Origin of the sequence: Sphingomonas sp. TZW2008 (genome assembly GCF_002117915.1) — a bacterium.
GTDB lineage: Bacteria > Pseudomonadota > Alphaproteobacteria > Sphingomonadales > Sphingomonadaceae > Sphingomonas.
Map to the genome: position 1 here is coordinate 51414 of NZ_BDJB01000010.1, position 22715 is coordinate 74128.

Below are 22715 nucleotides of genomic sequence, written 5' to 3' on the forward strand. Positions count from 1 at the left end.
GGCATACAGGGCGCCATGAGCCTCGCGACGCGGATCCGTGCTTTCCTCGCGGAGGAAGACTGGCAGTTCGCCCCGCACGAGCTGCCGACGATGCCCGGCTCGCCGGGCTCGCCCGCCCATCCGTGGCGCCGACGCATCGCCTACGTGCTGGTCGCTGTGCTGGTCGGCCTTACCGGCGGCTTCGGCAATGCGCTGATCGCCGCCAACACGACGTCGCTCGGCGGCGCATTGGGGCTCGATCCCGCGCAGGTCGCGTGGCTGCCGACCGTCTATGTGATGACGAACGTCAGCATCAACCTGCTGCTGATCAAGTTCCGACAGCAATTCGGCCTGCGCCCGTTCGCGATCATCTTTCTGGTGCTCTACGTCGGCTTCACCTTCGCGCATCTGTTCGTACGCGATTTCGGCTCGGCGATCCTGGTGCGCGCGGCGAGCGGGATGGCGGGGGCGCCGCTCTCCAGCCTCGCGCTCTATTACCTAATGCAGGCGTTCCCGGCAGGATGGCGGCTGCGCGCGGTCGTCGTCGGGATCGGCATTCCGCAATGCGCGACGCCGCTCGCGCGCCTGTTTTCGCCCGAGCTGCTGGCAATGAGCCAGTGGCGTACGCTGTACCTGTTCGAACTCGGGCTTGCCGCGCTCAGCCTCGCCGCGGTGCTCGCCTTCCGCCTGCCGCCGACGGTGCGGATCGAGGCGTTCGAGAAGCTCGATTTCGTCACCTTTCCGCTGTTCGCCGGCGCGATGGCGCTCGTCGCAGCGGTGCTCGGGCTCGGCCGCATCGTGTGGTGGACCGAGGCGCCGTGGATCGGCTGGGCGCTGCTCGCCGCGATCCCGATGCTCGTCGCCGCGCTCGTCATCGAGCATGGCCGCGCGAACCCGCTGCTCAACACGCGCTGGCTGGCGAGCGCCGACATCGTACGCTTCGCGATCGTCACGATCATGGCGCGCATCGTCCTGTCGGAACAGACCTACGGCGCGGTCGGGCTGCTGACCGTGCTGGGGCAGAACAACGATCAGCTGATCGTGTTCTTCCTGATCATCTTCGCCGCGACCGTCGCGGGCGTGGCGGCGAGCGCGGCGACGATCGATCCGCAGCGGCTGACCCAGCCCGTGATGCTGGCGATCGGCCTCGTCGCGGTGGCGGCCTATGCCGATTCGCACGCGACGAGTCTGACGCGAGCGCCGCAACTCTACGTCACGCAGGCGCTGATCGCCTTCTCGGCGGCCTTCTTCCTCGGCCCGGCGCTGCTGTTCGGGATGACGCGCGCGCTGGCGGCGGGCAGCGGGCACATCATCAGCTTCATCGCGCTGTTCGGCATCGTCAATTCGATCGGCGGGCTCGGCGGATCGGCGCTGCTCGGCACGTATCAGGTGATGCGCGAGAAGGCGCACAGCGCCGCGATCGTCGAGGCGGTGGCGCCGACCGACCCGCTGGTGCAGGCGCGGCTGGCAGCCGGCGCCGCGGGCGTCGCGCGCGTCGTCGGCGATCCGGCGCTGGCGCGCGCCGAAGGCGGCGCGCTGCTGGCGCAGAGCGCGACGCGCGAGGCGAACATCCTGGCCTATAACGACGTCTTTCGCCTGATCGCATTGCTCGCCGCGCTGACCTTCGCCTATCTCGCTTTCCTTCTGTTTCGCCGCCGCATCCGCGCCCGGCGCGAGGCCCTTGCATGACCGACGCCCGCTCGCCCGTCACCGCCACTTCAGCGACCGAGGAAAAGATTGCGGAGGATGCCGCCGCGGTGAACGCGCCGCCGGCGGGATCCGGCTGGTCGCCGCCTGCCGTATCGCGCCGCGCGGCGCTCGTCATCGCGCTGCTGGCGCTCGGCGGTATGCTGGCGGTGCTGGCGGCGTGGCGCATCTGGCCGTTCACCGTCGCGCGCGAATCGACCGACAACGCCTATGTCCGAGGTCGGGTGACGGTGGTCGCGCCGCAGGTATCGGGCTATGTCACGCAAGTCACGGTGGCCGATTTCGCGAGCGTCCGGCGTGGCCAGCCGCTGGTGCAGATCGACCAGCGAATCTACGCGCAGCGCGTCGCGCAGGCCGAGGCGGCACTGGCCGCGCAGCAGGCGACGCTCGCGAACAACCGCCAGCAGGCGGCGAGCCGTGCGGCGAGCGTGCAGGCGCAGGACGCGGCGGTGCAGAACGCCGCAGCGCAGCTGATGCGCGCACGTGCCGACATGAACCGCGTCAACGACCTCGTCACCGATGGCTCGGTATCGCTGCGCGAGCGCGACCAGACGCTTGCCGCGCTGCGCCAAGCCGAGGCGGGCGTTGCGCAGGCGGAGGCGGCACGTGAGATCGCGCGGCAGGAAGTGCGCACCGTTGCGGTCGGGCGTGGTGGGCAGCAGGCGGGAGTGCAGGGGGCCGAGGCGGCGCTGCGGCTGGCGCGGATCGACCTTGCCAACACCGTCATCCGCGCGCCGGAGGCGGGGCGGCTGAGCGAGGTGGGCGTGCGCGTCGGGCAATATGTGACGGCCGGATCGCAGCTGATGTTCCTGGTGCCCGCCGACGTGTGGGTGATCGCCAACTTCAAGGAAGCGCAGACCGCCGACGTCCGCGTCGGCCAGCGCGCGAGCTTCACCGTCGACGGGCTCGCCGATGCACGGCTGACCGGACGGGTCGAGCGTATCTCCCCCGCCGCCGGGAGCGAGTTCGCGGTGCTCAAGTCGGACAATGCGACGGGCAATTTCACCAAGGTGCCACAGCGCATCGCGGTGCGGATCCGGATCGATCCCGGCCAGCCGCTCGCCGCGCGGCTGCGCCCCGGCATGTCGGTGCAGGCGCGCGTCGAAACCGCGTCGGGGGCAGCAATCCGGTGATGCGCCGCGCGCTGCTCCTCCCCGCGATGCTGGCAGGCTGCACGCTGCCGGGCCCGCGCGCGGAGGCGCCGCCCGGCGCCGCCGTCACGCCGCCGGCGGGATGGCGCACGCCGCTGAACCCCGGCGGCACGATCCGCGCCGGTTGGTGGGAGGCGTTCGGCGATCCCGTGCTCGCCAGTCTCGTCACCCGCGCGCTGGCCGCCAACGTCGACATCCAGATCGCGGCGGCGCGGGTGGAGGAGGCGCGCGCGGCGGAGGCGCTGTCGCGCGCCAACCTGCTGCCGCAGATCGGCGGCACCGTGGCGGAGACGCAGGGGCAGACGCTGAGCCCGTTCGGCACGCCGAGCCGCGCGATCGGCGCGCAGCCGGGAATCACCGCGAGCTACGATCTCGACCTGTTCGGGCGGCTGCGACTAGCGCGGGCGGCGGCGCGCGCGCAGCTGCTCGCCAGCGAGGGCGCGCGCGACACCGTCCGGCTCGCTACCGCCGCCGCGGTCGCCAGCGGCTACGTCACGTTGCGCGCGCTGGACCAGCGGCTGGCGATCGCCCGCGCGACCTTGGCGGCTCGGGCGGAGGCGCAGCGGATCGCGCGTCGGCGCTACGAGACAGGCTATTCGTCGCGGCTTGAATATCGCCAGGCGCAGGCCGAATATGCCGCGACTGCGCAGCTCGTCCCCGCCGCGGCGCTGGCGATCAGCCGGCAGGAGAATGCGCTGTCGCTGCTGCTCGGTGACAATCCGGGGCCGGTCGCGCGCGGGCTGCCGCTCGACGCGATCCGGCTGCCGCCGATCCCCGACGGTCTGCCCGCCGATCTGCTGCGCCGCCGCCCCGATCTCTTCCAGGCGGAGCAGACCCTGGTCGCCGCCGATCGCAGCCTCGACAGCCAGCGCGCCGCCATGCTGCCCAATCTGGCGCTGACCGGCTCGGCGGGACTAGTCCTGTCGACCGCGCTGGCCAACCCGGTCGGCGTGTTCACGCTCGGCGCGAGCATCCTCGCGCCGCTGTTCGACGGCGGGCGGCTCGCCGCGCAGGAGGATGCCGCGGCGGCGCGGCGCGATCAGGCGGCGTTCGGCTATCGCCGCGCCGCGCTACAGGCGTTCCGCGAGGTCGACGACGCGCTCGACGGCGTGCGCCGCACGGGCGAGCAGGCGGACGATCTCGCGCGGCAGACCGCCGCGGCGCAGGGGGCGCTGCAGAATGCGTCGAACCGCTACCGCGCTGGCTATTCTGCCTATATCGAGCAGCTCGATGCCCAGCGCAGCCTGCTGACGGCGGAACTGTCGCTGGTGCAGGCGCGCAGCGACCGGCTGGCGAGCTACGTCGCACTGTATCAAGCGATGGGCGGCGGCTGGTCCGCGACGGACGTGCGCGGCGCCGGGCAATAGCCCAAGGTGCGGATGTGGCCGCGCCCCGATTGCTTGGCGCCTACATAATCCGAATTGGTGCGGCCGGGCCGACAGTCGGCTATGTACGGCGTTCGCAGGGGCATTCGACCATGACGCAGATCGGCGCGACCATCGATGAAGTCGGAACGCTGATCCGCGACGGCGGCGGCTTCTTTCTGCGCCGTGACGGAGGCGGGCGCTACGCGCTCGAACTGCATCGCACGCCCGTCGATCTTGTCGAGAAGCGCGTGCGGCTGCGCGGTACGCTGGTCGGCGCCGATCTCGTCAACGCCGAAGGCGTCGCGCCCGCTTGACGGGTCACCGGCGCGCCAGCGTGCGTATGGCGGGCACATGGTGCACGAAGACGCCCGGCGCAGTGCTTTGGATCAGCCGCTCGATCGCCGCGGCGATTAGGTCGGCACGAAGCGGCGCGTAGCGGGCGAGCGGACCGATCAGCAGCGGATCGAGCAGCGGTGCGACGCGCTGCGCGATCGCTTCCGCCGGACGCCGATCGGCGCGAGCCCCGAGCAGCAGGCTCGGGCGCAGGATATCGACGCGATCGTAGCCGAGCGTTCGGATCGCCGCCTCGACCTCACCCTTCACCGACAGGTACAGGCCGCGCCCGCCGGCGCCAACCGAGCTCACCAGCACGAAGCGGCGCGCCCCGGCGCGCCGGGCGAGCCGTGCAAAGGCCACACCGAAATCGTGATCGACCCGGCGGAAGCGCGCGGGCGATCCCGCAGCGCGCAGCGTCGTGCCAAGGCAGCAGATGCCGATGTCCGCCGCGTCGATCGGAACCGTCACCGGATCGTCGGCGAGGCGCTCGAAGTCGATCCGGCGCTCGCCCGGCCGCGTTGGCGCGCGTACTAGGCTGTCGAGCGCAACGTCGTCGCGCCGCAGCAGGCGCTCGGTCAGCAGCCCACCGACGAGCCCCGTGCCACCGGCCATGACGATGCGTACCATGGCGGGAAGGCTAGGGCGCGCGATCGCGTGTCGACCGTGTCGAAGCGACTCGCATAATCCTGCCCGGTGGGTCTAAGCCGGGGTCATGACCATGCCGACCGACGAGGAACTGGCCGCGCTCGGCGCCGCGTTCGAGCTGTTCGCGCGCCGTCACAAGCTGGCCGAGGCGCTCGGGCCGGAGCGGCCGCTCAACGAGCTCGACAAGCAGATCCTGTCCTATGTCGCGCGCAGCGACGGCTGCGGGCCGAGCGATGTCGCGCGCTTCCTGGGGGTGGCGAACACTACCGTCTCCTCGGCGACCGACCGGCTGGTGAAGCGCGACCTGCTGCGGCGGCAGCGGCCCGAGGCGGATCGCCGCGCGGTCGCGCTGCACCTGACGCCGGCGGGCGAGAGCAGGGTCGCGGCGCTCCAGGCGATGTATGGCGAGCTGTACCGCCGCTTGCTCGCGCCGCTCGACCCTGCCGAGCGGCGCCAGCTGATCGCGATGATGGCGAAGGTCGCGAACGACGACGCTTGAATAGTACGAACTTCGTGATATTCCTCTGTTGGCGCGCTACTGGCGTCGCCGGGAGAGATTCATGGCAATCACGATCAACGGCACTCCGATCGAACCGCCGGCGGATGCCCGCGTCTCGCTGCTCGATCTGTTGCGCGAGCGGCTGCACCTCACGGGCACCAAGATCGGCTGCAACCAGGGCGCGTGCGGCGCCTGCACGGTGCTGATCGATGGCCAGCGCGTGTTGTCGTGCCTGACGCTGGCGGCGCAGGCGGACGGCCGCACGGTCACCACGATCGAGGGACTGGGGGCGAACGGGCTTCACCCGTTGCAGCAGGCGTTCCTCGAGCATGACGGCTTCCAGTGCGGCTATTGCACGCCGGGGCAGATCTGTGCCGCGAGCGCGATGCTAGAGGAGATCGCCGCAGGCGTGCCGAGCTACGTGACGCGCGATCTCGCCGCGCCGGCGCGGCTGACGCGCGAGGAGGTGCGCGAGCGGATGAGCGGCAATCTCTGCCGCTGCGGCGCACACAATGGGATCATCGACGCGATCATGACGGTAGCCGAGGGGCAGGCGGCATGACGCCGGTGGCATATCGGCGTGCGCAGAGCACAGGCGATGCCGTGCGGCTGGCAGGCATGGCTGGCCACCGGCTGCTCGGCGGCGGGACCAACCTCGTCGACCTGATGCGCAAGGGTGTCGAGCAGCCCGCGACGCTGGTCGACGTGACGGGTCTGCCGGGCGGGATCGAGGAAGCGGCGGACGGCAGCATCGTGATCGGCGCCGGCGCGCGCAATGGGGCGATCGCCGCCCACCCGTTGATCCGCAGCCGCTATCCAATGCTGTCGCGCGCGATCCTCGCGGGTGCCTCGGCGCAGATCCGCAACATGGCGACGGCTGGCGGCAACCTCCTCCAGCGGACGCGCTGCGTCTATTTCGCCGACGAAGCGGGATCGCGCTGCAACAAGCGTGCGCCGGGCAGCGGGTGCGACGCGATCGGTGGCTTCACGCGCTATCACGCGATCCTAGGGGCTTCGCCCGCGTGCATCGCGACGCATCCGTCGGACATGGCGGTGGCGCTAGCCGCGCTCGACGCGCGGGTGCATGTCGCGGGCAAGGACGATGCGCGCGTCGTGCCGCTGGCCGACTTCCACCGCCTGCCGGGCGAGCGGCCCGACATCGAGACCGCCCTGGAACCGGGCGACGTGATCGTGGCGATCGAACTGCCACCGTCGCGGCTCGCGGCGCGATCGGACTATCGCAAGGTGCGCGACCGCGCCTCCTATGCCTTTGCGCTCGTCTCGGTCGCGGCCGGTGTGGTGGTCGAGGACGGGCGGATCGCCGAGGCGCGGATCGCGCTGGGCGGCGTCGCGCACAAGCCGTGGCGGGCGCGGCTCGCGGAGGCGGCGCTGGAGGGTAAGGTGCCGAGCGAGGCGGCGTTCGTCGCCGCGGCGGCGGCGGAGCTCGCCACGGCCGAGCCGCAGCCGGGCAACGGGTTCAAAGTGGCGCTGGCGCAGCGGACGCTCGCTGCGGTTCTCTCCGCGCTGTGCGAGGATCAGGCATGAGCAGGGTACAAAATGTCCTCGTCGGCACGGTGCGCAGCGCGCTCGGCTGGGTCCCCGCGCAATGGCTGCCCGGCGGCACGCCCGACCCGCTGATCGGCCGGCGCGGCGAAGTAGGGCGGCAGGCCGTGCGGATCGATGGCGACGCGAAAGTGCAGGGCCAGGCGCGCTTCTCCGCCGAAGTGCCGCTGGAGAACCTGTGCTACGCCGCGCTCGTCCACGCGACGATCACGCGCGGGCGGATCACGCGGATCGACACGGCACGGGCTGAGGCCGCCGAGGGCGTGCTGCTGGTTGTCACCCATCGCAACATGCCGCGCGTGTCCGGCCCCTCGCTGATCGCGATCACCGATCCGACCGCGGTCGGCAACAGCAGCCTGCCGATCCTCCAGGACGACCGCGTACATTACAACGGCCAAGTCGTCGCGGCGGTGGTCGCGGAAACGCAGGAGCAGGCCGATCACGCGGCGTCGCTGATCGACATCGACTATACCGCCGAACCGGCCGAGACGCGCTTCGAAGCGGCGAAGGCGGGCGCGCGGATCATCCCGTCGCTGCTGATCGAGCGCAACCACGTGTCGGTCGGCCGCGCCGAGCGCGAGCTCGCCCAGGCGCCGCACCAAGTGGACAATCTCTATCGCACGCAGTGGCAGAACCATAATGCGATCGAGCTCCACGCGCTGACCGTCGCATGGGAGGGCGAGAAGCTGACCGTGCACGACACGACGCAGATGATCGCGTCCGAGGCCGCGACGCTAGCCAAGCTGTTCGGGCTGAAGCGCGAGGATGTGCGCGTGCTCTCGCCGTTCGTCGGCGGCGGTTTCGGCGGCAAGGGCTTCTGGGATCACCAGGTGGTCGCCGTTGCCGCGGCGCGGATGGTCGGTCGGCCGCTGCGGCTGCAGCTCAGCCGCGAGAGCGTGTATCGCATCGTGGGCGGACGAAGCGCGACCGAGCAGCGGGTGGCGATCGGTGCCGATAACGAGGGCCGGTTCACCGCGCTGATCCACAACGGCTATTCGGTGATGCCGCCCTACGGCGCATGCCCGGAGGCCTATACGCTTGGCACAAGGTCGGCCTATCGCGCGAAGAGCTTCGAAATCGTGCAGCGCCACATCGACATGGCGGTGGTGCCAAACACCTTCATGCGTGCACCGGGCGAGGCGATCGGCACCTTTGCGCTCGAAAGCGCCGTCGACGAGCTTTCGCACGAGCTGGCGATCGACCCGGTCGAGCTGCGGCTGCGGAACCTGCCCGACAAGCATCCGATCACCGGCGCGCCCTTTTCGCAACATGCCGCGGCCAAGTCGTGGGCGGACGGCGCGGCGCGGTTCGGCTGGGAGCACCGCTCCGCCACGCCTGGCACACGGCGCGAGGGCGAATGGCGCATCGGCATGGGCTGCGGCAGCGGCAGCTTTCCCTATATCCGCATGCCCGGCGCCGCCGTCCGCCTGACGATCCGGCGCGACGGCACAGCGACGCTGGCCTGCTCGGCGCAGGAGATGGGCATGGGGACCTCGACGGTGCTGGCGCAGCAGGTCGCCGACCGCTTGGGCATCCCGATCGAGGCAGTGGCGATCGAGACGGGCGATTCCGATCTGCCGCCGGCGCCGATGGCGGGTGGATCGGGGCAGAGCGTGTCGATCGCCGGCGCGCTGCTCGCCGCGTCGGAGAAGCTTCCGGGCGAGTTGCTCCGTCTGGCCGGCAACGACAGCCCACTCGCCGGATTGCGACCGGGCGAGATCCGGCTGATCGAGCAGGGGATGGCGAGCGCCGCCGACCCGACCCGGCACGAGACCTTTCGTTCGATTCTCGCCCGCGCCAATCGCGACGAGGTGAGCGTTTCCGCGACCGGCACACCGCCGCTCGAAATGATGAAGTTCGCGATGCATTCCACCGCGGCGATGTTCTGCGAGCTGCGCGTCAGTGACGTGACCGGCGAAATCCGCGTCGATCGCCTGCTCGGCTCGTTCGACTGCGGCACGATCCTCAACCCGCGTACCGCCGCCAGCCAGTTCCGCGGCGGGATGATCATGGGGCTTGGCCTCGCGCTGACCGAAGAGACGTGGCTCGACGAGCGCAGCGGGCGGATCATGAACCCGACGCTGGCCGACTATCACGTGCCCGCACACCTCGACGTGCCCGAAATCGAGGTGATGTGGACTGGGATCCCCGATCCGCGATCGCCGCTGGGCGCGCGCGGGATTGGCGAGATCGGCATCACCGGGGTCGCAGCGGCGGTTGCCAATGCCGTGTTCAACGCCACCGGTAAACGCGTGCGCGACCTGCCGATAACACTCGACAAGCTGTTATAGGATTGGGCGGGCGCCGCGGCGTTAATCTGAGCCACGCCGATCCGCGCACTGCGGCGCCTGTGTACCGGCTCGTACGATCGCCCGATGCCGGTGCGCAGGCAGGTGCGATTGCGGGGGTGGGCGGGCGGCGGATCAGCCTTGAAGGATACGCTGCCCGATCGGTACGTTCCGGACCAATGATCGAAAGTCCGCTTGAAGCACGATTGTCGCAATACACGCCGCTGACCTTCGCCGAGCGCGACGCGCTGCGCTGGCTTGAACGGCGCGAGCGCAGCGTTGCGGCCGGCGAGGTGCTGATCGAGGAGGGGGCGGCGACCGACCAGCTCTACCTCGTGGCGAGCGGGTGGCTGCACGGATCGGTACGGCTCAAGGACGGCGGGCGGCAGATCCTGCGCTTCTACTTCGTCGGCGACGTGACGACGACCTTCTCTATCGCCTGGGGGCGCAGCGCCGCGAGGCTGCAGGCGGTCAGCCCCGCGAACCTCTATCAGATTCCGAAGGACGTGTTCGGTCGGCTGTTCCGATCGCAGCCGCGACTCGGCGCCTTGCTCTATGCCGTCGCCGCGTCGGAACAGGTGGCGATGGCGGATCGGCTGACGTCGATCGGGAGGACTGACGGCTTTACGCGGATCGCGACGCTGCTGCTCGACATCCGCTCGCGGTTGCGCGTGGCGGACGGGCTCGACGGGTCGACGTTCGAGCTACCTTTGACGCAGCAGGATCTGGGTGATGCGGTCGGCCTGACCAAGACGCACGTCAATCGATCGCTCAAAGCGCTGGAGGAGACGGGGTTGGTCGAGCGTACCGGGCGCCTGATCCGGATCAACGACGTCGACCGCCTTGCCCGACTGGTCGATTTCAAGGATCGGCACGGCGAGATCGCGACCGACTGGCTCCCCACCGCCGGGCCGAGAAGTGACATGGATCATACAACCGCCCGGATCGAAGAACATATGTAACGACCGCGCAACGAAAGTTCCGTTACCCGCAAATTTCCCGCAACCGCCCCATTTGCCCGCGGTTCGGCGTTGGGTGGCCCGTTTCCGGGTCGAGCGGGGAAATCTTTATGGCCGAACGTCTGGGTGTTGCGATCGTTGGCGTGGGCGGCGCCGTCGCCACCACCGCCATTGCCGGGATCGAGATGATCAAGGCGGGCTCCAACAGCCTCGCCGGGCTGCCGCTGGCGGGGCGCGACATTGCCGGCATGGCATCCTATCGCGACCTCGAGTTCGGCGGCTGGGATCTCGCCGACGACACGCTCGGCAACCTCGCGCTGCGCCACGGCGTGATCGGCGAGAAGGAACTGGCCGACGGCGCGGCGGTGCTGAACGACATGCGCCCTTGGAAGGCCGCGGGAAGCACTGGCTATTGCGCCAATATCGACGGCGGCAACAAGCTGACCGGCGGGCACCGCGCGGCGATCGCGCAGATCCAGGGCGACCTCGATCGCTTTCGCCGCGACAAGGGGCTCGACCGCGTCGTCGTCGTCAACCTCGCCTCGACCGAGCGCGTGCCGGGCGCCGACGATCCCGCGCTGCAGTCGCGCGACGCGTTCGAACGCGGGCTCGACAGCGACGATGCCGCGATCAGCCCGGCGATGCTCTACGCTTATGCCGCGATCGATGCCGGCACGCCGTACGCGAACTTCACCCCCTCGGTCGCCGCCGACATCGCGCCGCTCGCCGCCTTTGCCACCGAGCGCAACGTGCCGGTCGCCGGCAAGGACGGGAAGACCGGGCAGACGTTCATGAAGACCGTGATCGCGCCTGCGCTGCGCGATCGCGCGCTGCACGTCGACGGCTGGTTTTCGACCAACATCCTCGGCAATTCGGACGGGCTGGCGCTCGACGATCCCAAGTCGCTCGCTTCCAAGCTCGGGACCAAGGGCAGCGTGCTCGATCAGATCCTTGGCTATCCGGTTGAGGATCACATCATCATGATCCATTATTATCGCCCGCGCGGCGACGACAAGGAAGCGTGGGACAATATCGATCTGACCGGCTTCCTCGGCCAGAAGATGCAGCTCAAGCTCAATTTCCTGTGCAAGGACTCGATCCTCGCGGCGCCGCTCGCGATCGAGATCGCGCGGTGCCTCGATCTGGCGCACCAGCGCGGCGAGGGCGGGGTGCAGGAGCAGCTCGGCCTGTTCTTCAAGCTGCCGCAGACGCGCGGCGGCGCACCGGAACATGCGGTGCCCGAGCAGCAGCTGATTCTCGACCGCTGGCTCGATCGCCGCGACGCGTGATCGGCGCCCCCGTGGCGGCGAATACCTTGACCGGAGCCAATGCGGCGAAGGGGCTGACCCCAGCCGTACTGCCGCTGTTTCGCGAGCTTGGCGACCTGAAGCGCATCCACTCGGCGGCGACCCCCGGATCGATCGCCGAACGGCTGTTCGTCGCCGCGTGGGCGGCGCTGGTCCGCGGCGATGCGGCGGGTAGCGTGATGGCGCGCACGGTAGCGGCGGCGCTGGTATCGGCGCGGCTCGGCGACATCGATGCCGCCGCGCTCGCCTTGCTCGGGATCAGCGACGAGGCGTCGGCGATCCTCGGCCGCGCATTCGACGAGATCGCACCCGAGCTCCCCGCCGCGCTAAGCGCGCAGTTGCGCGAGGCGCTGATCGGGGGGCGGCCGGAAGCCGGGCCGGTGCCCGCCTTCGTCGGGAAGCTCTCCCGCCAACCGCGCGCGGGCGTCACCTGTCCCGGGCGGCCGCGCATCCTGCTCCAGCCGCCCGAGAACCACGCCGAGCACTGCCTGATGGTCGCGGTATACGGCGTGCTTGCGAGCGGCTGGCACGATGCCGATCCGACCGCGGTTTTCGTCGCCGGGCTTGCGCATCACCTGCACAACGCGGACATGCCCGACAGCGGTTACTCGGGCGAGATGCTACTCGGCGGTGCGCTCAATGCCGCGATCGCCAACGCCCGCGCCTCCGCGCTTGGCGAACTCGACGATCGCCTGCGCCCGATCGTCGAGGCGGCGATCGAACCCATCGGCGGCGATCGCACGCCCGAGGCGCGCGCCTTCCACGTCGCCGACGTGCTCGACCGCGTGCTGGAGATCGAGCAGTTCACGCGCGCCGCGCGGCTGACGATGGACGTGGTGCTCGACGACTATGGCCTCGTCCATGACGGGCCGGTTAAGGCGTTCCACGACCGAATCCTCGCTGACGCGGGGCTGGCATGAGCATGGCGGCGGCGCTGCGGTCACCCATCACCGGCCGGCCGCTCGTCGCCGACACGCCGCACTCGCTCGCCGCCCCAGGGGAACGCTGGCCGGTGGTCGACGGCATCCCCTATCTCCGCATCGAGAGCGAGGGGCTGGTCGCGGTGGCGCTCGACCATCTCGACGCCGGCTGCCCCGACGATGCGCTGGTCGCGTTGCTAACCGATCAGGACGCCTGGTGGACCGGACCTGCCACGGATCTGTCTGAGCTCAAGCGCTTGGTGCGTGAGCGCGACACGCTGTCGCTGCGCGACGCGATGGCGCTGCTGCGGATGGGGCCGGTCGCCGACTATTTCGCCTATCGCTGGGTCGATCCTACCTATCTCGCTGGGCTGGCGCTGATCGAGGCGCACTGGACCACGCCCGTCACCGCATTCGAACTGGCGTGCGGCATCGGCCACTATCTACGCGATCTGAGCCGCGCGGGTGTCGCCTGCGTCGGCGGTGACGTGGTGTTCGCCAAATGCTGGCTGGCGAAACACTGGGTCGCCCCCGCGGCGGACTATGTCGTGTTCGACGCGAGCGCGCCGTGGCCGATTGTGGATCGGCGCTTCGATCTCGTGCTGTGCAACGACGCCTTCTACTTCCTGCCCGATCAGCCTACCATCGCGCAGCGGTTGCGCGCGGCGCTCGCGCCCGATGGCGTGCTCGCGGTCAGCCATCTGCACAACGCCGACTATCACGGCGGCAGCAAGGGCCCGGCGCGCGGCTGGACCGAATGGGCGGCGTTGTTCCCTGACGCCGCGGTCTATGACGAGCGCGCCTTGCTCGGCGCGCTGCTCGACGCCGGGGGACCGCAGGCGCAGGGCTGGCGCGCCGATCCCAATGTGGAGGCATGGTCGATCGTCGAGCCGGCCACATCGTCGCGCGCGCTGACCGGCGGCGTGGCGCTGCCCGCGGACGACGCGGTGCTGCGGCCGAACCCGCTGATCGGCGACGCGCCTGGCGAGCAACACGTTGCGTGGCCCTCGGAGCGCTGGCGCGACGAGTATGCGCCCGGCTGCTTCTGGGCGAAGCGCGACGACGAACTCACCTTTCTCGCCGACCCAGTGCGCCTACGCCGCCTGGTCGACCTGCCGGAGCGCTGGTGATGCGTTGGGGGATCGCAGGCTACGGCTGGGTCGCGCGCGACCACATGGCGCCGGGCATCACCGCGGCAGGAGGGACGGTCGCGGCGGTTGCCGATCCGTCGCCCGCCGCGCGGGACCGGGCAAGCGCCGCGGGGATCGCAGCGTATGACAGCGTCGAGGCGATGATCGCGGCGAGCGGGTGCGACCTCGTCTACGTCGCCGCGCCCAACGACGCGCATCTCGCCCCGGTGCGCGCGGCTGCCGCGGCCGGGCTACCGGTGCTGTGCGAGAAGCCGATCGCGGCATCGCTCGTCGACGCAGAGGCGATGGCGGCGGCGGTCGGCGATACGCTCTACGGCACTGCCTTCGACCAGCGCCACCATCCCGCGCATCGCGCGATCGCTGAGGCGATCGTCGCGGGCGAGATCGGCCGCCCGGTCGCGGTGCGCATCGTCTACGCCTGCTGGGTCGATCCGCTGTGGTCGCCCGACGGCGCGGCGCACGACAATTGGCGCGTCGACCCGGCACGTGCGGGCGGCGGCGCGGTGATCGACCTCGCGCTCCACGGCCTCGACCTTGCCGAGCGGCTGTTGCACGAGCCGGTCACGTCATTGTCGATCCAGCTCCAGCGGCGCATCCACGCCTATTCGGCCGACGACGGCGGCGTGTTGGCGGGGCGGACCGCGTCGGGCGTGCTGTTCCAGAGCCACGTCGCCTACAATTGCGCCGAGGTGCTGCCGCGCCGCCGGCTCGAGGTGCTGGGCGAGCACGGGCTGATCGTCGCCACCGACACGATGGGGCAGACCGCGGGCGGCAGCGTCGTGCGCCGCTGCGCGCGTTCGGGCGAGGAGACGCCGATCGCCTTCGACACCGGCTGCAGCCCCTTCGCCGCGCAGGCCGCGGCGTTCATGGCGGCGGTGCGCGGCGGTGCGCACGATTTCTCGATGCCGCGCGACATCGCGCTGATGCGCGTCTTCGACGCTGCCTATCAGGAGGCGATCCTATGCCTTTGAGCTGGTTCGCCTGCGCCAACTGCGGCTTCTGGCAGCATCACTTCGCGCCGCCCGACTGCCCGGTGTGCAGCGACGTGCGCAACGATCTACCCGCCGACGGCTGGCGCTTCCTGCCCGAGCACGAGGTCGCCGCGATGCATGAGGGCGACGCGCGTGAGGTGGCGCCCGGCCTGTGGGCGTTCACTACGCGCCCGGCGCTCGGCCTCGCCGGCACCGGATGGCTGATCGTGCGCGAAGGCGGCAACATCGCGTTCGAGGCGGCGCCCTATTATTCGGACGCGATGCTCGACCGGATCGCGACGCTCGGCGGCGTCGCCTTCCTCTCGGCCAGCCACGCGCATGGCTATGGCGCGCTGTTCCAGCTCCAGCGCCGCTTCGATCCGGCTATCGTCGCGATCCAGCGCGACGATCTGTCGATGACCAAGGCGTTCCGCGTCACCGCCCCGTTCGACGACGTGCTCGAACTCGCCCCCGGCTACACGCTGCATCACGTCGGCGGCCATTACGCAGGCCAGGCATGCCTGCACGATGCGCCCGGCGGACGGCTGTTCTGCGGCGACATGTTCAAGATCGATCAGGACGGCGACGGTCGCAGCCAGTCGATTTCCAGCCACAAGGCCTTTCACAAGGACATTCCGCTGACCCATGCCGAACTGCGTCGCTATCGCGACACCATTGCCCCGCTTCCCTTCGATGCGCTGCTGACGCCGTTCGAATATGCACCAGATATCGGCCGCGACACCGCGCTCGCCGCGCTCGACGAGGGCCTGGCGCGCGCGCCAGGCGTCAAGCGGTTGCCGCTGTGAGGTCGGGGCTGCCCGAGGGGCTCGGCGCCGCCGCGCACGCCTATCTTGACGCATTTCCGCGCGGCGACGTGGTGGCATTCCCGATCCACCCGCTCGACCGGCTGGAGTTGCCGGTGTGGGTCGTCGCGCTGTTTCCGGAGGATTTGGCGCTGGCGGGAATCATGCCCTATGGCGTCGGCTATGGCGCGACCGACGAGGCGGCGGTGCTCGGCGGGCTGGGCGAGATCGCCGAAATGGTGTGGCCGACGCTGACGCTGGGTGCACGGCAGAAGACTACCGGCAGCTATCGCAATCTCGCCGCATCGCTGGGCACGCGCGCGATCGCCGATCCGCTGACGCTGTGCCTGCCCGCCGGATCGTCCGTCGACCACGATACCGTGCTCGACTGGGTCGAGGCGAAGCGTTGGGCGGACGGCTCGACCGTGCTCGTCCCGATCGATCTCGCCGCCTATTCGGCGAAGGAACTGGCGCCGGGCTATCGGCCGTTCACGACGATTATCTCGAACGGGATGGGCGCCGGCCCCGATCTGGATTGGGCGATCGGGCATGGCTTGTGCGAGATCCTGCAGCGCGACGGCAACGGCGTCGTCTTTCGCGCGCTCGATCGCGGCACGGCGCTGTCGCTCGACAGTGATCTGCCGGCATCGACGCGCGCGATCCTCGATCGGTTCGATGCAGCCGGCATCCGTGCAATCCCCAAGTTCGCGACCGACCAGTTCGGCCTTCCCAACCTCTACTGCGTCGGCGTCGACGAGCGCGCTGCGCCCGCCGCGCCGATCATGGTCACCGCGTGCGGCGAGGCGTGCCACGCCGATCGCGACGCCGCGCTCGACAAGTGCCTGACTGAATTCGCCGCCAGCCGCGCGCGCAAGGCGTTCGCGCACGGCCCCGCCGATCTCGTCGCCAGCGTCGCGCCCGCGGGCTATGTCGAGCGCTTCATGGCGCAGGCCGGCGGGGCAGCGAAGTCGAGCGACCGGCGCGCGTTCGCCGCGATGCAGGAATGGACGCGGCGCAACGCCGAGGAACTGCGCGACTGGCTCTCGCACAGCATGCTCGCCGAACGCGCGTCGCACGCCTTCTCCGCGCTGCCGACGCAGCCCGCGCCTGACGGCCATGCCCGCGCGCTCACCGCGCGCGCCGCGGTCGAGGCGGCGGGGTTCGACATCCTCTACGTCGACATGTCGCCGCCCGATCGCGCGGTCACCGTCGTCAAGGTCATCGTGCCCGGCATGGAGGTGGAGACGATGAGCTATTACCGCATCGGCGCGCGCAACACCGAGAAGCTGCTCGAGCTTGGCTCGCCGCTGGTACAGTTCGGCGAGGAGGGCGCCGCGCTCCGCCGCATTCGCTTGCCCGAGGCCGACGCCGAACGGCTTGGCCATCCGCTGTTCGACACGGCGATGGCCGATCGCCTCGTCGGCCCGCTCTACCCGCTCTATCGCGAGCCCGAGGCGCATCACGTCGCGTTCGAGGCGGGCGTCGAATGAGCCTGCGTTTCGCGTACAACACCAACGGCGCGGCCAACCACCGGCTCGACGACGCGCTGCGGCTGATCGCCGAGGCGGGCTACGACGGCGTCGCGCTGACGCTCGACCACCATCATCTCGACCCCTTCGCCAACGCGTGGGAGCGCGAGACCGAGCGCGTCGGCCGGCTGCTGGACACGTTGCGGCTCGGCAGCGTGATCGAAACGGGCGCGCGCTACCTGCTGGACCCGCGCGTCAAGCACGAGCCGACGTTGATCGCACGCGATGCCGAAGGGCGCGCGCGCCGCGTCGCTTTTCTGTGCCGCGCGCTCGATATCGCCGCGCGGCTGGGCAGCGAGACGGTGTCGTTCTGGGCGGGCGTGCCGCAGGCGGGGATCGATCACGCGGCGACGCGTGGATGGCTCGACGACGGGCTGGCGCGAGTGCTCGACTATGCCGAGGCGGTGGGCGTCGATGCGAGCTTCGAGCCCGAACCGGGGATGCTGATCGAGACGGTAGGCGACTATGCCGCGCTCGCCACGCGGCACCCGCGCCTACGGCTCGCGCTCGATACGGGGCACTGCCTCGTCACGCAGGATATCGCGCCCGAGACGGCGATCCGCGACTACGCCGCGGCGATCGGCACCGTCGCGGTCGAGGACATGCGCCGCGGCGATCACACGCACCTGCCGTTCGGGCAGGGCGACATGGACATGCCCGCGGTGCTCGCCGCGCTGAGAGAGATCGGATACCGGCGGCTCGTCTGCGTCGAGCTGTCGCGCGAGAGCCCGCGCGCGCACCAGGCAATCCCCGAGGCGATCGATTATCTGAAGGGCATCGCGGCGTGAGGATCTGCTTCGTCTCGCGGCGCTTCTTCCCCGCGATCTCGGGCATGTCGATCTACGCGATCAACCTGCTGCGCCAATTGGTCGCCGCCGGACACGATGTGACGATGGTGAGCCAATATTACGGCGATCCCGACCGCGCGCGCGTCTACGGCGGCGGCCCGCCGCCCGCGGTGCCCGGCGTCAAGGTGATCGGATTGGAGGCGATTGGCGAGCAATCCGGCGGCGATTTCGAAGCCGATATCGCCATGATCGTCGACACGATCGCGGTCGAACATGCCGCAGCGCCGTTCGACGTGCTTCACGCGCAATACGGCTATCCCACCGGTTGGGCGACGCTGCTCGCCGCGCAGCGGCTCAAACTGCCGTGCGTCGTCTCGATCCAGGGCGGCGACGGGCATTGGGTGGGATCATGCTGCGCCACGCACCGCATCGCGATGGAACGCGTACTGGCGCACGCCAACGCGCTGCTGATTGGCGGGCGCAGCTTTGCGGGCGAGGTGTACGAGCGGCTCGGCACGCCGATCGAGCGCTTCACCATCGTGCCCGGGGCGGTCGATACCGATCGCTTCACCCCCGGCGTCGCGGTCGAGGATGGGCCCGTCCGACTGTTCTATCACGGCCGCGTCGACCGCCGCAAAGGTGTGCTCGACATGCTCCATGCGCTGCCGCAGGTCGCCGGCGACTGGCGCTGTACGATCTCCGGCATCGGCCCCGATTACGCGCCGGCGCAGGCGCTCGCCGCCCAACTGGGACTCGGTGATCGCGTGACCTTCACCGGCTACGCCGACTATGCCGACGTGCCCGCATTGTACCGCGACCACGACGTATTCGTGTCGCCGACCTATGCCGAAGGCTTCTCGAACACGATCCTCGAGGCGATGGCGAGCCGCCACGCGGTGCTGTCGTGCCGCTCGGTCGGCGTGGTCGACTGCATTCGCGACGGGGAGAACGGGCTGCTGGTCGAGGCAAGCGACATCGCGGCGCAGGCGCAGGCGCTGTCGCGGCTGGTGACCGATGCGGGCCTTCGCCATCGGCTCGCCGACGCGGCGCTCGTCGAATGCCGCCGCGTCTACAGTTGGCACGCGGTGGGCGCGCAAATCATGGGCATTTATGCGGCGTTGCGCCCGGCCGCGCCGCCCAGTGGCGTCGATCCGAACATCGCGATCGCGCCGTGCCGCTTCCGTGCGGAGCCGCATCTGCTGTGATGCATGTCGTCGCCATTTCGCCGCATCTCGACGACGCGGCCTTCTCGATCGGTGGGCTGCTCGCCGCGCATCGGCGGCGAGGGGACCGAGTGACGATCGTCACCTGCTTCACCGGCAATGTCGCGCGGCCGCAGGGTTTCGCGCTCGCCTGTCAGCTCGACAAGGGGTTGGCGCCCGACGTCGACTATATGGCGCTGCGGCGCGACGAGGACCGCGCGGCGGCGGCGGTGATCGAGGCGGAGGTCGTCCACCTGCCGCATCTCGAGGCCCCGCACCGCGGCTATGCCAGCGCTGCCGAGCTGTTCAGCGCGCGCCGCGACGACGACGACATCCTTCCCGTATTGACGCGCTCGATCGCGGAGCAGATCGCGTCGCTCGTGCCCGACCTGCTCCTGGGGCCGATGGCGATCGGCGATCACGTCGACCATTGGCTGGTCCGCGATGCAATCGCCGCGACCAGCACGTCCGCCCTGTTTTGGGAGGACTGGCCCTATCTGACGCGCGCCGCCCCCGCCGGCCTGTCACAAGCGGCGTGCGTCCATGCGCTCGACGATGCCGATCGCGCGGCGCAGCTCGCCATGTGCGCCGCCTACACGACGCAGATCGGCTTCCAGTTCGGGTCCGCCGACCGGCTCACCGCCGCGATCGCCGCGATCGACGAGGAGCGGTTGCACGCGCTCTAATGATGGCGATTGGGTGGATCGACGGCGGCGAGCGTATCGATCACGCGCCGTCGTTGGCTTCAGTCGTCCGATCCGAGCCACGCCAGCGCGGCGGAGCGAAGCACTTCGATCGGCTCGCCCGCCGGTAGCGTGATCGCGCGCTCGTCTTCTCCCGGTGGCTCCAGCGTCGCGATCTGACTATCGAGCAAAGCCGGCGGCATCCAGTGATCGCGGCGATCACGCAGGCGGCGTGCGAGCAGCGCCGGATCGCCATCGAGGAGAATGAAGCGGATCGTGCTTCCGGTCGCCCTGGCCAGGCGCTGGCGGTATCGACGGCGTAGCGCCGAGCAGGCGGCGACGGCGGTGCCCTCGCGATGTACCGCCGCCGCCATCGCGTCACCCAGTCGGTCGAGCCAGGACCAGCGATCGGCGTCGTCGAGCGGGCGGCCTGCACGCATCTTCGCGATCGCGGCAGCGGCGTGGAAGGCATCGCCCTCCAGGAACGGGCAGCCGAGCGTCGTGGCGAGCGCAGCGCCGAGCGTAGACTTGCCGCTGCCGCTCACCCCCATGATGACGATCGCGCCGAGCATCATGCGGTGCTGCTAATCCTCGATCCCGGCGAGGTCGCGGGCGGCGCTCTGCAACAATTCCTCGAGCGTCGGATGATACCACGCCTGATCGGCAAAGGTCGCAACGTCGATGTCGCGATCGATGCCGAGCGCGACGAGATGCCCCAGGTGTTCGGCGTCGGGCGCGACGATCGATGCACCGATCAGCTTGCCCGCGCGGTCTCCGTAGAGTTTGACGAGCCCGTGCGTGTGGCCGTCGACCGTCGCGCGGCCGTTGTCGGCGACGGTGGCCTTGCCGATCCGCGCGTCGGGCGGAAGGTCGGCGAACGCCGTACCGATCTGAGCGATCCCCGGCTCAGTGAAGGCGACGCTGAACGCGGGCAGGCAGCGCGGTGGCTCGCCACCCGCCGCGACCTGGCCGGCAATCCGGCCACCGCGCGCCGCTTCGTGCAGCACTGGGCGCCATGCGTCGGCGTCCCCCGCGACGAAGATGCGGCTGTCGCCGCAGCGATGACTGCGCCGATCGAAGACAGGCACGCCATCGTCGTCGAGCGTGATCCCGATATGCTCAAGCCCGAGGTCCTGCAGCGCAGGCGTGCGTCCGGTCGCGGCGAGGATGCAGTCGACCAGCATCTCGCCGCCGTCCCAGTGGAGCTTTGCCTGGTCGCTGCCGTGTGCGCTGGCCCGCGCCTTCGTCTCGAGGTGCAGGCGCAGCTCGGCGCCGATCGCCTCGACCGCGGCGGCATTGCAGTCCGGATCCTTCAGTCCGCCGATGCTTGATCCCGGATCGAACACCGCGACCTCGACGCCGAGGCGCGCGAACGCCTGCGCGAGTTCGAGGCCGAGCGGCCCGGCGCCGAGCACCGCCAGCGACTGCGGGAGGCCATCGAGTTCGAAAATCGTCTCGTGCGTATGAACGAGGTGGCGGACGTCGTCGAAGCCATCAGGCGTGATCGGCCGCGCGCCGGTAGCGACAACGATGCCGCGCCGTGCCTCGATCCGACGGTCGTCCACAACGACGCTGTTCGGGCCGTCGAAACGCGCGCCGCCGTGCACCCGCTGGTCGGCGGGAATGGCGTGGTATTCTTCGAGCACCGATGCGACGAAGCGATCGCGCTCGCGGCGCACGCGCTGCCATACCGCCGCCGCGTCTACGCTGATTGTGCCGATCTCGACCCCGAACCGGCCGGCTTGCCGCGCCTGGTGCGCGGCGCGCGCGGCGGCGATCAGCAGCTTCGAGGGCATGCAGCCGCAGCGCGTACAAGTCGAGCCGCCCGAGCCGCGCTCGATGACAATCGTGTCCGCGCCGCGCGCCGTCGCCGCCTTGTACGCCTTGAGCCCCGCGGTGCCCGCGCCGATGACGATGACGTCTACCACCTTGCCAGTCATCGCCGCCAATCCCGTCCTTGTTGTTCAACGAACGCAAGGTTCGGGCCCTGCGGATGTTCCGGTACGCTAGCGGACGCCGCCGAGACCAGCACGCGGTCAGATCGCCATGGTCTGGACCGATCCCGAATCGACGCGAAGCGCCGCGCCGTTGATGAAGCTCGCGCGCTCCGAGCAGAGGAACGCGACCGCCGCGGCGACCTCGTCCGCCCGGCCGCGACGCTTCAGCGTCATGCCCGGCCGTTCCTCCTCCAAGAAACTGTCGATTGCCTCGTCGAACCCGACGCCCTTCTCGTCCGCGCGCTTCTCCATCATTTTGTCGGTCATCGGTGTGGCGATGAAGGCGGGCATGACGACGTTCACTAGCACATTGTCGCAGCCATAAGCCTTCGACAGCCCCTTCGTGAGGTTCTGGATCGCCGCTTTCGACGCGCAATAGGCGAGCTCATCGACATAGGGCTGAACCGCGTCTTCCGACGAGAATAGTACGATCCGTCCCCATTTGGCGGCGCGCATCGCGGGGATGGCGGCGCGGCACATGCGGACGGCGCCCATCAGGTTGATGTCGAGCGTCTCCATCCAGCCGGCATCGTCGACGTCGAGAAAGTCGCCAGTCGCGCCGGTGACGCCCGCGGCGTTCACCAGGATGTCCGGCGCGCCGAGCTGCGTCGTGACGGCATCGAACAGCGCCGCGATGCTGTCCGTGCTGGTGACGTCAGCTTCGACGGCGATCACTTCGCCCGCGGATTTCAGGTCGGCAAGACTATCGTTGAGGGTGCCGCCCGCCCGGTCAGTGATCGCAACGCGCGCGCCCGCTTCGAGCAGCAGCCGCGCGCTCTCGCAGCCCATGCCGCTGTCGCCGCCGCTGACAAGCGCGACGCGCCCTTCGATGCCGAGATCCATGCCCGATCCTTTTGTGGAGAATGTCAG

Annotated in this window: 22 protein-coding genes; 18 read left to right on the top strand and 4 right to left on the bottom strand. The window is 70.0% G+C overall.

Annotated elements, in window-relative coordinates:
• The first annotated feature begins 15 nt into the window (after positions 1-15).
• The 4 genes from B7L05_RS13375 to B7L05_RS13390 all read left to right on the top strand — a co-directional run bounded on the left by B7L05_RS13375 (position 16) and on the right by B7L05_RS13390 (position 4518).
• Positions 16-1668 (top strand): MFS transporter, encoded by a 1653-nt coding sequence (locus B7L05_RS13375; RefSeq protein ID WP_085810790.1) that lies wholly within the window; start codon positions 16-18, stop codon positions 1666-1668.
• On the top strand, positions 1665-2819 hold the full coding sequence (locus B7L05_RS13380) for an HlyD family secretion protein (RefSeq protein WP_085810791.1): 1155 nt from the start codon (positions 1665-1667) through the stop codon (positions 2817-2819). The genes B7L05_RS13375 and B7L05_RS13380 overlap by 4 nt, the downstream gene beginning before the upstream one ends.
• A complete protein-coding gene (locus tag B7L05_RS13385) occupies positions 2819-4204 on the top strand; it encodes an efflux transporter outer membrane subunit (protein WP_085810792.1) in 1386 nt (461 codons plus the stop codon). The genes B7L05_RS13380 and B7L05_RS13385 overlap by 1 nt, the downstream gene beginning before the upstream one ends.
• 110 nt (positions 4205-4314) lie before the next feature.
• On the top strand, positions 4315-4518 hold the full coding sequence (locus B7L05_RS13390) for a DUF5818 domain-containing protein (RefSeq protein WP_085810793.1): 204 nt from the start codon (positions 4315-4317) through the stop codon (positions 4516-4518).
• 4 nt (positions 4519-4522) lie between these two features.
• Here B7L05_RS13390 and B7L05_RS13395 read toward each other — a convergent pair whose 3' ends face one another.
• Entirely contained in the window at positions 4523-5167 is a 645-nt protein-coding gene (locus B7L05_RS13395) for an NAD(P)H-binding protein (RefSeq protein WP_085810794.1), read from the bottom strand.
• Positions 5168-5252: 85 nt separating this feature from the next.
• On the opposite strand from B7L05_RS13395, the gene B7L05_RS13400 reads away from it, so the two are divergent.
• From B7L05_RS13400 to B7L05_RS13465, 14 genes are all read left to right on the top strand, one after another.
• Positions 5253-5684 carry a MarR family winged helix-turn-helix transcriptional regulator gene (locus tag B7L05_RS13400; RefSeq protein ID WP_085810795.1) on the top strand — a complete coding sequence of 144 codons (432 nt, stop codon included), beginning with the start codon at positions 5253-5255 and terminating at the stop codon, positions 5682-5684.
• Positions 5685-5745: 61 nt separating this feature from the next.
• Positions 5746-6246 (top strand): 2Fe-2S iron-sulfur cluster-binding protein, encoded by a 501-nt coding sequence (locus tag B7L05_RS13405; RefSeq protein WP_085810796.1) that lies wholly within the window; start codon positions 5746-5748, stop codon positions 6244-6246.
• Positions 6243-7229 carry a xanthine dehydrogenase family protein subunit M gene (locus B7L05_RS13410; RefSeq protein ID WP_085810797.1) on the top strand — a complete coding sequence of 329 codons (987 nt, stop codon included), beginning with the start codon at positions 6243-6245 and terminating at the stop codon, positions 7227-7229. Before B7L05_RS13405 ends, B7L05_RS13410 begins: the two co-directional genes overlap by 4 nt.
• Positions 7226-9538 (top strand): xanthine dehydrogenase family protein molybdopterin-binding subunit, encoded by a 2313-nt coding sequence (locus B7L05_RS13415; protein ID WP_085810798.1) that lies wholly within the window; start codon positions 7226-7228, stop codon positions 9536-9538. Before B7L05_RS13410 ends, B7L05_RS13415 begins: the two co-directional genes overlap by 4 nt.
• Before the next feature lie 176 nt (positions 9539-9714).
• Positions 9715-10497, top strand: coding sequence for a Crp/Fnr family transcriptional regulator (locus B7L05_RS13420; protein WP_085810799.1), 783 nt, complete (start codon positions 9715-9717; stop codon positions 10495-10497).
• Between the two features lie 107 nt (positions 10498-10604).
• Complete coding sequence (locus B7L05_RS13425) at positions 10605-11783, top strand: inositol-3-phosphate synthase (protein WP_085810800.1); 1179 nt, start codon at positions 10605-10607, stop codon at positions 11781-11783.
• Complete coding sequence (locus tag B7L05_RS13430) at positions 11780-12721, top strand: HD domain-containing protein (protein ID WP_256926734.1); 942 nt, start codon at positions 11780-11782, stop codon at positions 12719-12721. The genes B7L05_RS13425 and B7L05_RS13430 overlap by 4 nt, the downstream gene beginning before the upstream one ends.
• Entirely contained in the window at positions 12718-13851 is a 1134-nt protein-coding gene (locus tag B7L05_RS13435; protein WP_218776018.1) for a bifunctional 2-polyprenyl-6-hydroxyphenol methylase/3-demethylubiquinol 3-O-methyltransferase UbiG, read from the top strand. The genes B7L05_RS13430 and B7L05_RS13435 overlap by 4 nt, the downstream gene beginning before the upstream one ends.
• Entirely contained in the window at positions 13851-14843 is a 993-nt protein-coding gene (locus tag B7L05_RS13440; protein WP_085810801.1) for a Gfo/Idh/MocA family protein, read from the top strand. Before B7L05_RS13435 ends, B7L05_RS13440 begins: the two co-directional genes overlap by 1 nt.
• Positions 14834-15649: a hypothetical protein gene (locus B7L05_RS13445; protein ID WP_144037283.1), complete on the top strand. Its 816-nt coding sequence runs from the start codon at positions 14834-14836 to the stop codon at positions 15647-15649. The genes B7L05_RS13440 and B7L05_RS13445 overlap by 10 nt, the downstream gene beginning before the upstream one ends.
• On the top strand, positions 15646-17136 hold the full coding sequence (locus B7L05_RS13450) for a YcaO-like family protein (protein WP_085810803.1): 1491 nt from the start codon (positions 15646-15648) through the stop codon (positions 17134-17136). The genes B7L05_RS13445 and B7L05_RS13450 overlap by 4 nt, the downstream gene beginning before the upstream one ends.
• Positions 17133-17963 carry a sugar phosphate isomerase/epimerase gene (locus tag B7L05_RS13455; RefSeq protein WP_085810804.1) on the top strand — a complete coding sequence of 277 codons (831 nt, stop codon included), beginning with the start codon at positions 17133-17135 and terminating at the stop codon, positions 17961-17963. Before B7L05_RS13450 ends, B7L05_RS13455 begins: the two co-directional genes overlap by 4 nt.
• Complete coding sequence (locus tag B7L05_RS13460) at positions 17960-19168, top strand: glycosyltransferase family 4 protein (protein WP_085810805.1); 1209 nt, start codon at positions 17960-17962, stop codon at positions 19166-19168. Before B7L05_RS13455 ends, B7L05_RS13460 begins: the two co-directional genes overlap by 4 nt.
• On the top strand, positions 19168-19851 hold the full coding sequence (locus tag B7L05_RS13465) for a PIG-L deacetylase family protein (RefSeq protein WP_085810825.1): 684 nt from the start codon (positions 19168-19170) through the stop codon (positions 19849-19851). Before B7L05_RS13460 ends, B7L05_RS13465 begins: the two co-directional genes overlap by 1 nt.
• A gap of 59 nt (positions 19852-19910) precedes the next feature.
• On the opposite strand, the gene B7L05_RS13470 is transcribed toward B7L05_RS13465, so the two are convergent.
• The 3 genes from B7L05_RS13470 to B7L05_RS13480 form a co-directional block, all read right to left on the bottom strand.
• The gene (locus B7L05_RS13470; RefSeq protein ID WP_256926735.1) at positions 19911-20423 is read right to left on the bottom strand and encodes a gluconokinase; all 513 of its coding nucleotides are present in this window, start codon (positions 20421-20423) and stop codon (positions 19911-19913) included.
• Positions 20424-20432: 9 nt separating this feature from the next.
• Complete coding sequence (locus B7L05_RS13475; RefSeq protein ID WP_144037284.1) at positions 20433-21788, bottom strand: dihydrolipoyl dehydrogenase; 1356 nt, start codon at positions 21786-21788, stop codon at positions 20433-20435.
• 96 nt (positions 21789-21884) lie between these two features.
• The gene (locus tag B7L05_RS13480) at positions 21885-22688 is read right to left on the bottom strand and encodes an SDR family NAD(P)-dependent oxidoreductase (protein ID WP_085810807.1); all 804 of its coding nucleotides are present in this window, start codon (positions 22686-22688) and stop codon (positions 21885-21887) included.
• Positions 22689-22715: the final 27 nt, after the last annotated feature.

Excerpts from the sequence above, each read along its gene's own strand:
- B7L05_RS13375 (WP_085810790.1), top strand. The coding sequence starts at position 16 with ATGAGCCTCGCGACGCGGATCCGTGCTTTCCTCGCGGAGGAAGACTGG.
- B7L05_RS13380 (WP_085810791.1), top strand. The coding sequence starts at position 1,665 with ATGACCGACGCCCGCTCGCCCGTCACCGCCACTTCAGCGACCGAGGAA.
- B7L05_RS13385 (WP_085810792.1), top strand. The coding sequence starts at position 2,819 with ATGCGCCGCGCGCTGCTCCTCCCCGCGATGCTGGCAGGCTGCACGCTG.
- B7L05_RS13390 (WP_085810793.1), top strand. The coding sequence starts at position 4,315 with ATGACGCAGATCGGCGCGACCATCGATGAAGTCGGAACGCTGATCCGC.
- B7L05_RS13395 (WP_085810794.1), bottom strand. The coding sequence starts at position 5,167 with ATGGTACGCATCGTCATGGCCGGTGGCACGGGGCTCGTCGGTGGGCTG.
- B7L05_RS13400 (WP_085810795.1), top strand. The coding sequence starts at position 5,253 with ATGACCATGCCGACCGACGAGGAACTGGCCGCGCTCGGCGCCGCGTTC.
- B7L05_RS13405 (WP_085810796.1), top strand. The coding sequence starts at position 5,746 with ATGGCAATCACGATCAACGGCACTCCGATCGAACCGCCGGCGGATGCC.
- B7L05_RS13410 (WP_085810797.1), top strand. The coding sequence starts at position 6,243 with ATGACGCCGGTGGCATATCGGCGTGCGCAGAGCACAGGCGATGCCGTG.
- B7L05_RS13415 (WP_085810798.1), top strand. The coding sequence starts at position 7,226 with ATGAGCAGGGTACAAAATGTCCTCGTCGGCACGGTGCGCAGCGCGCTC.
- B7L05_RS13420 (WP_085810799.1), top strand. The coding sequence starts at position 9,715 with ATGATCGAAAGTCCGCTTGAAGCACGATTGTCGCAATACACGCCGCTG.
- B7L05_RS13425 (WP_085810800.1), top strand. The coding sequence starts at position 10,605 with ATGGCCGAACGTCTGGGTGTTGCGATCGTTGGCGTGGGCGGCGCCGTC.
- B7L05_RS13435 (WP_218776018.1), top strand. The coding sequence starts at position 12,718 with ATGAGCATGGCGGCGGCGCTGCGGTCACCCATCACCGGCCGGCCGCTC.
- B7L05_RS13440 (WP_085810801.1), top strand. The coding sequence starts at position 13,851 with ATGCGTTGGGGGATCGCAGGCTACGGCTGGGTCGCGCGCGACCACATG.
- B7L05_RS13445 (WP_144037283.1), top strand. The coding sequence starts at position 14,834 with ATGCCTTTGAGCTGGTTCGCCTGCGCCAACTGCGGCTTCTGGCAGCAT.
- B7L05_RS13455 (WP_085810804.1), top strand. The coding sequence starts at position 17,133 with ATGAGCCTGCGTTTCGCGTACAACACCAACGGCGCGGCCAACCACCGG.
- B7L05_RS13465 (WP_085810825.1), top strand. The coding sequence starts at position 19,168 with ATGCATGTCGTCGCCATTTCGCCGCATCTCGACGACGCGGCCTTCTCG.
- B7L05_RS13470 (WP_256926735.1), bottom strand. The coding sequence starts at position 20,423 with ATGATGCTCGGCGCGATCGTCATCATGGGGGTGAGCGGCAGCGGCAAG.
- B7L05_RS13475 (WP_144037284.1), bottom strand. The coding sequence starts at position 21,788 with ATGACTGGCAAGGTGGTAGACGTCATCGTCATCGGCGCGGGCACCGCG.
- B7L05_RS13480 (WP_085810807.1), bottom strand. The coding sequence starts at position 22,688 with ATGGATCTCGGCATCGAAGGGCGCGTCGCGCTTGTCAGCGGCGGCGAC.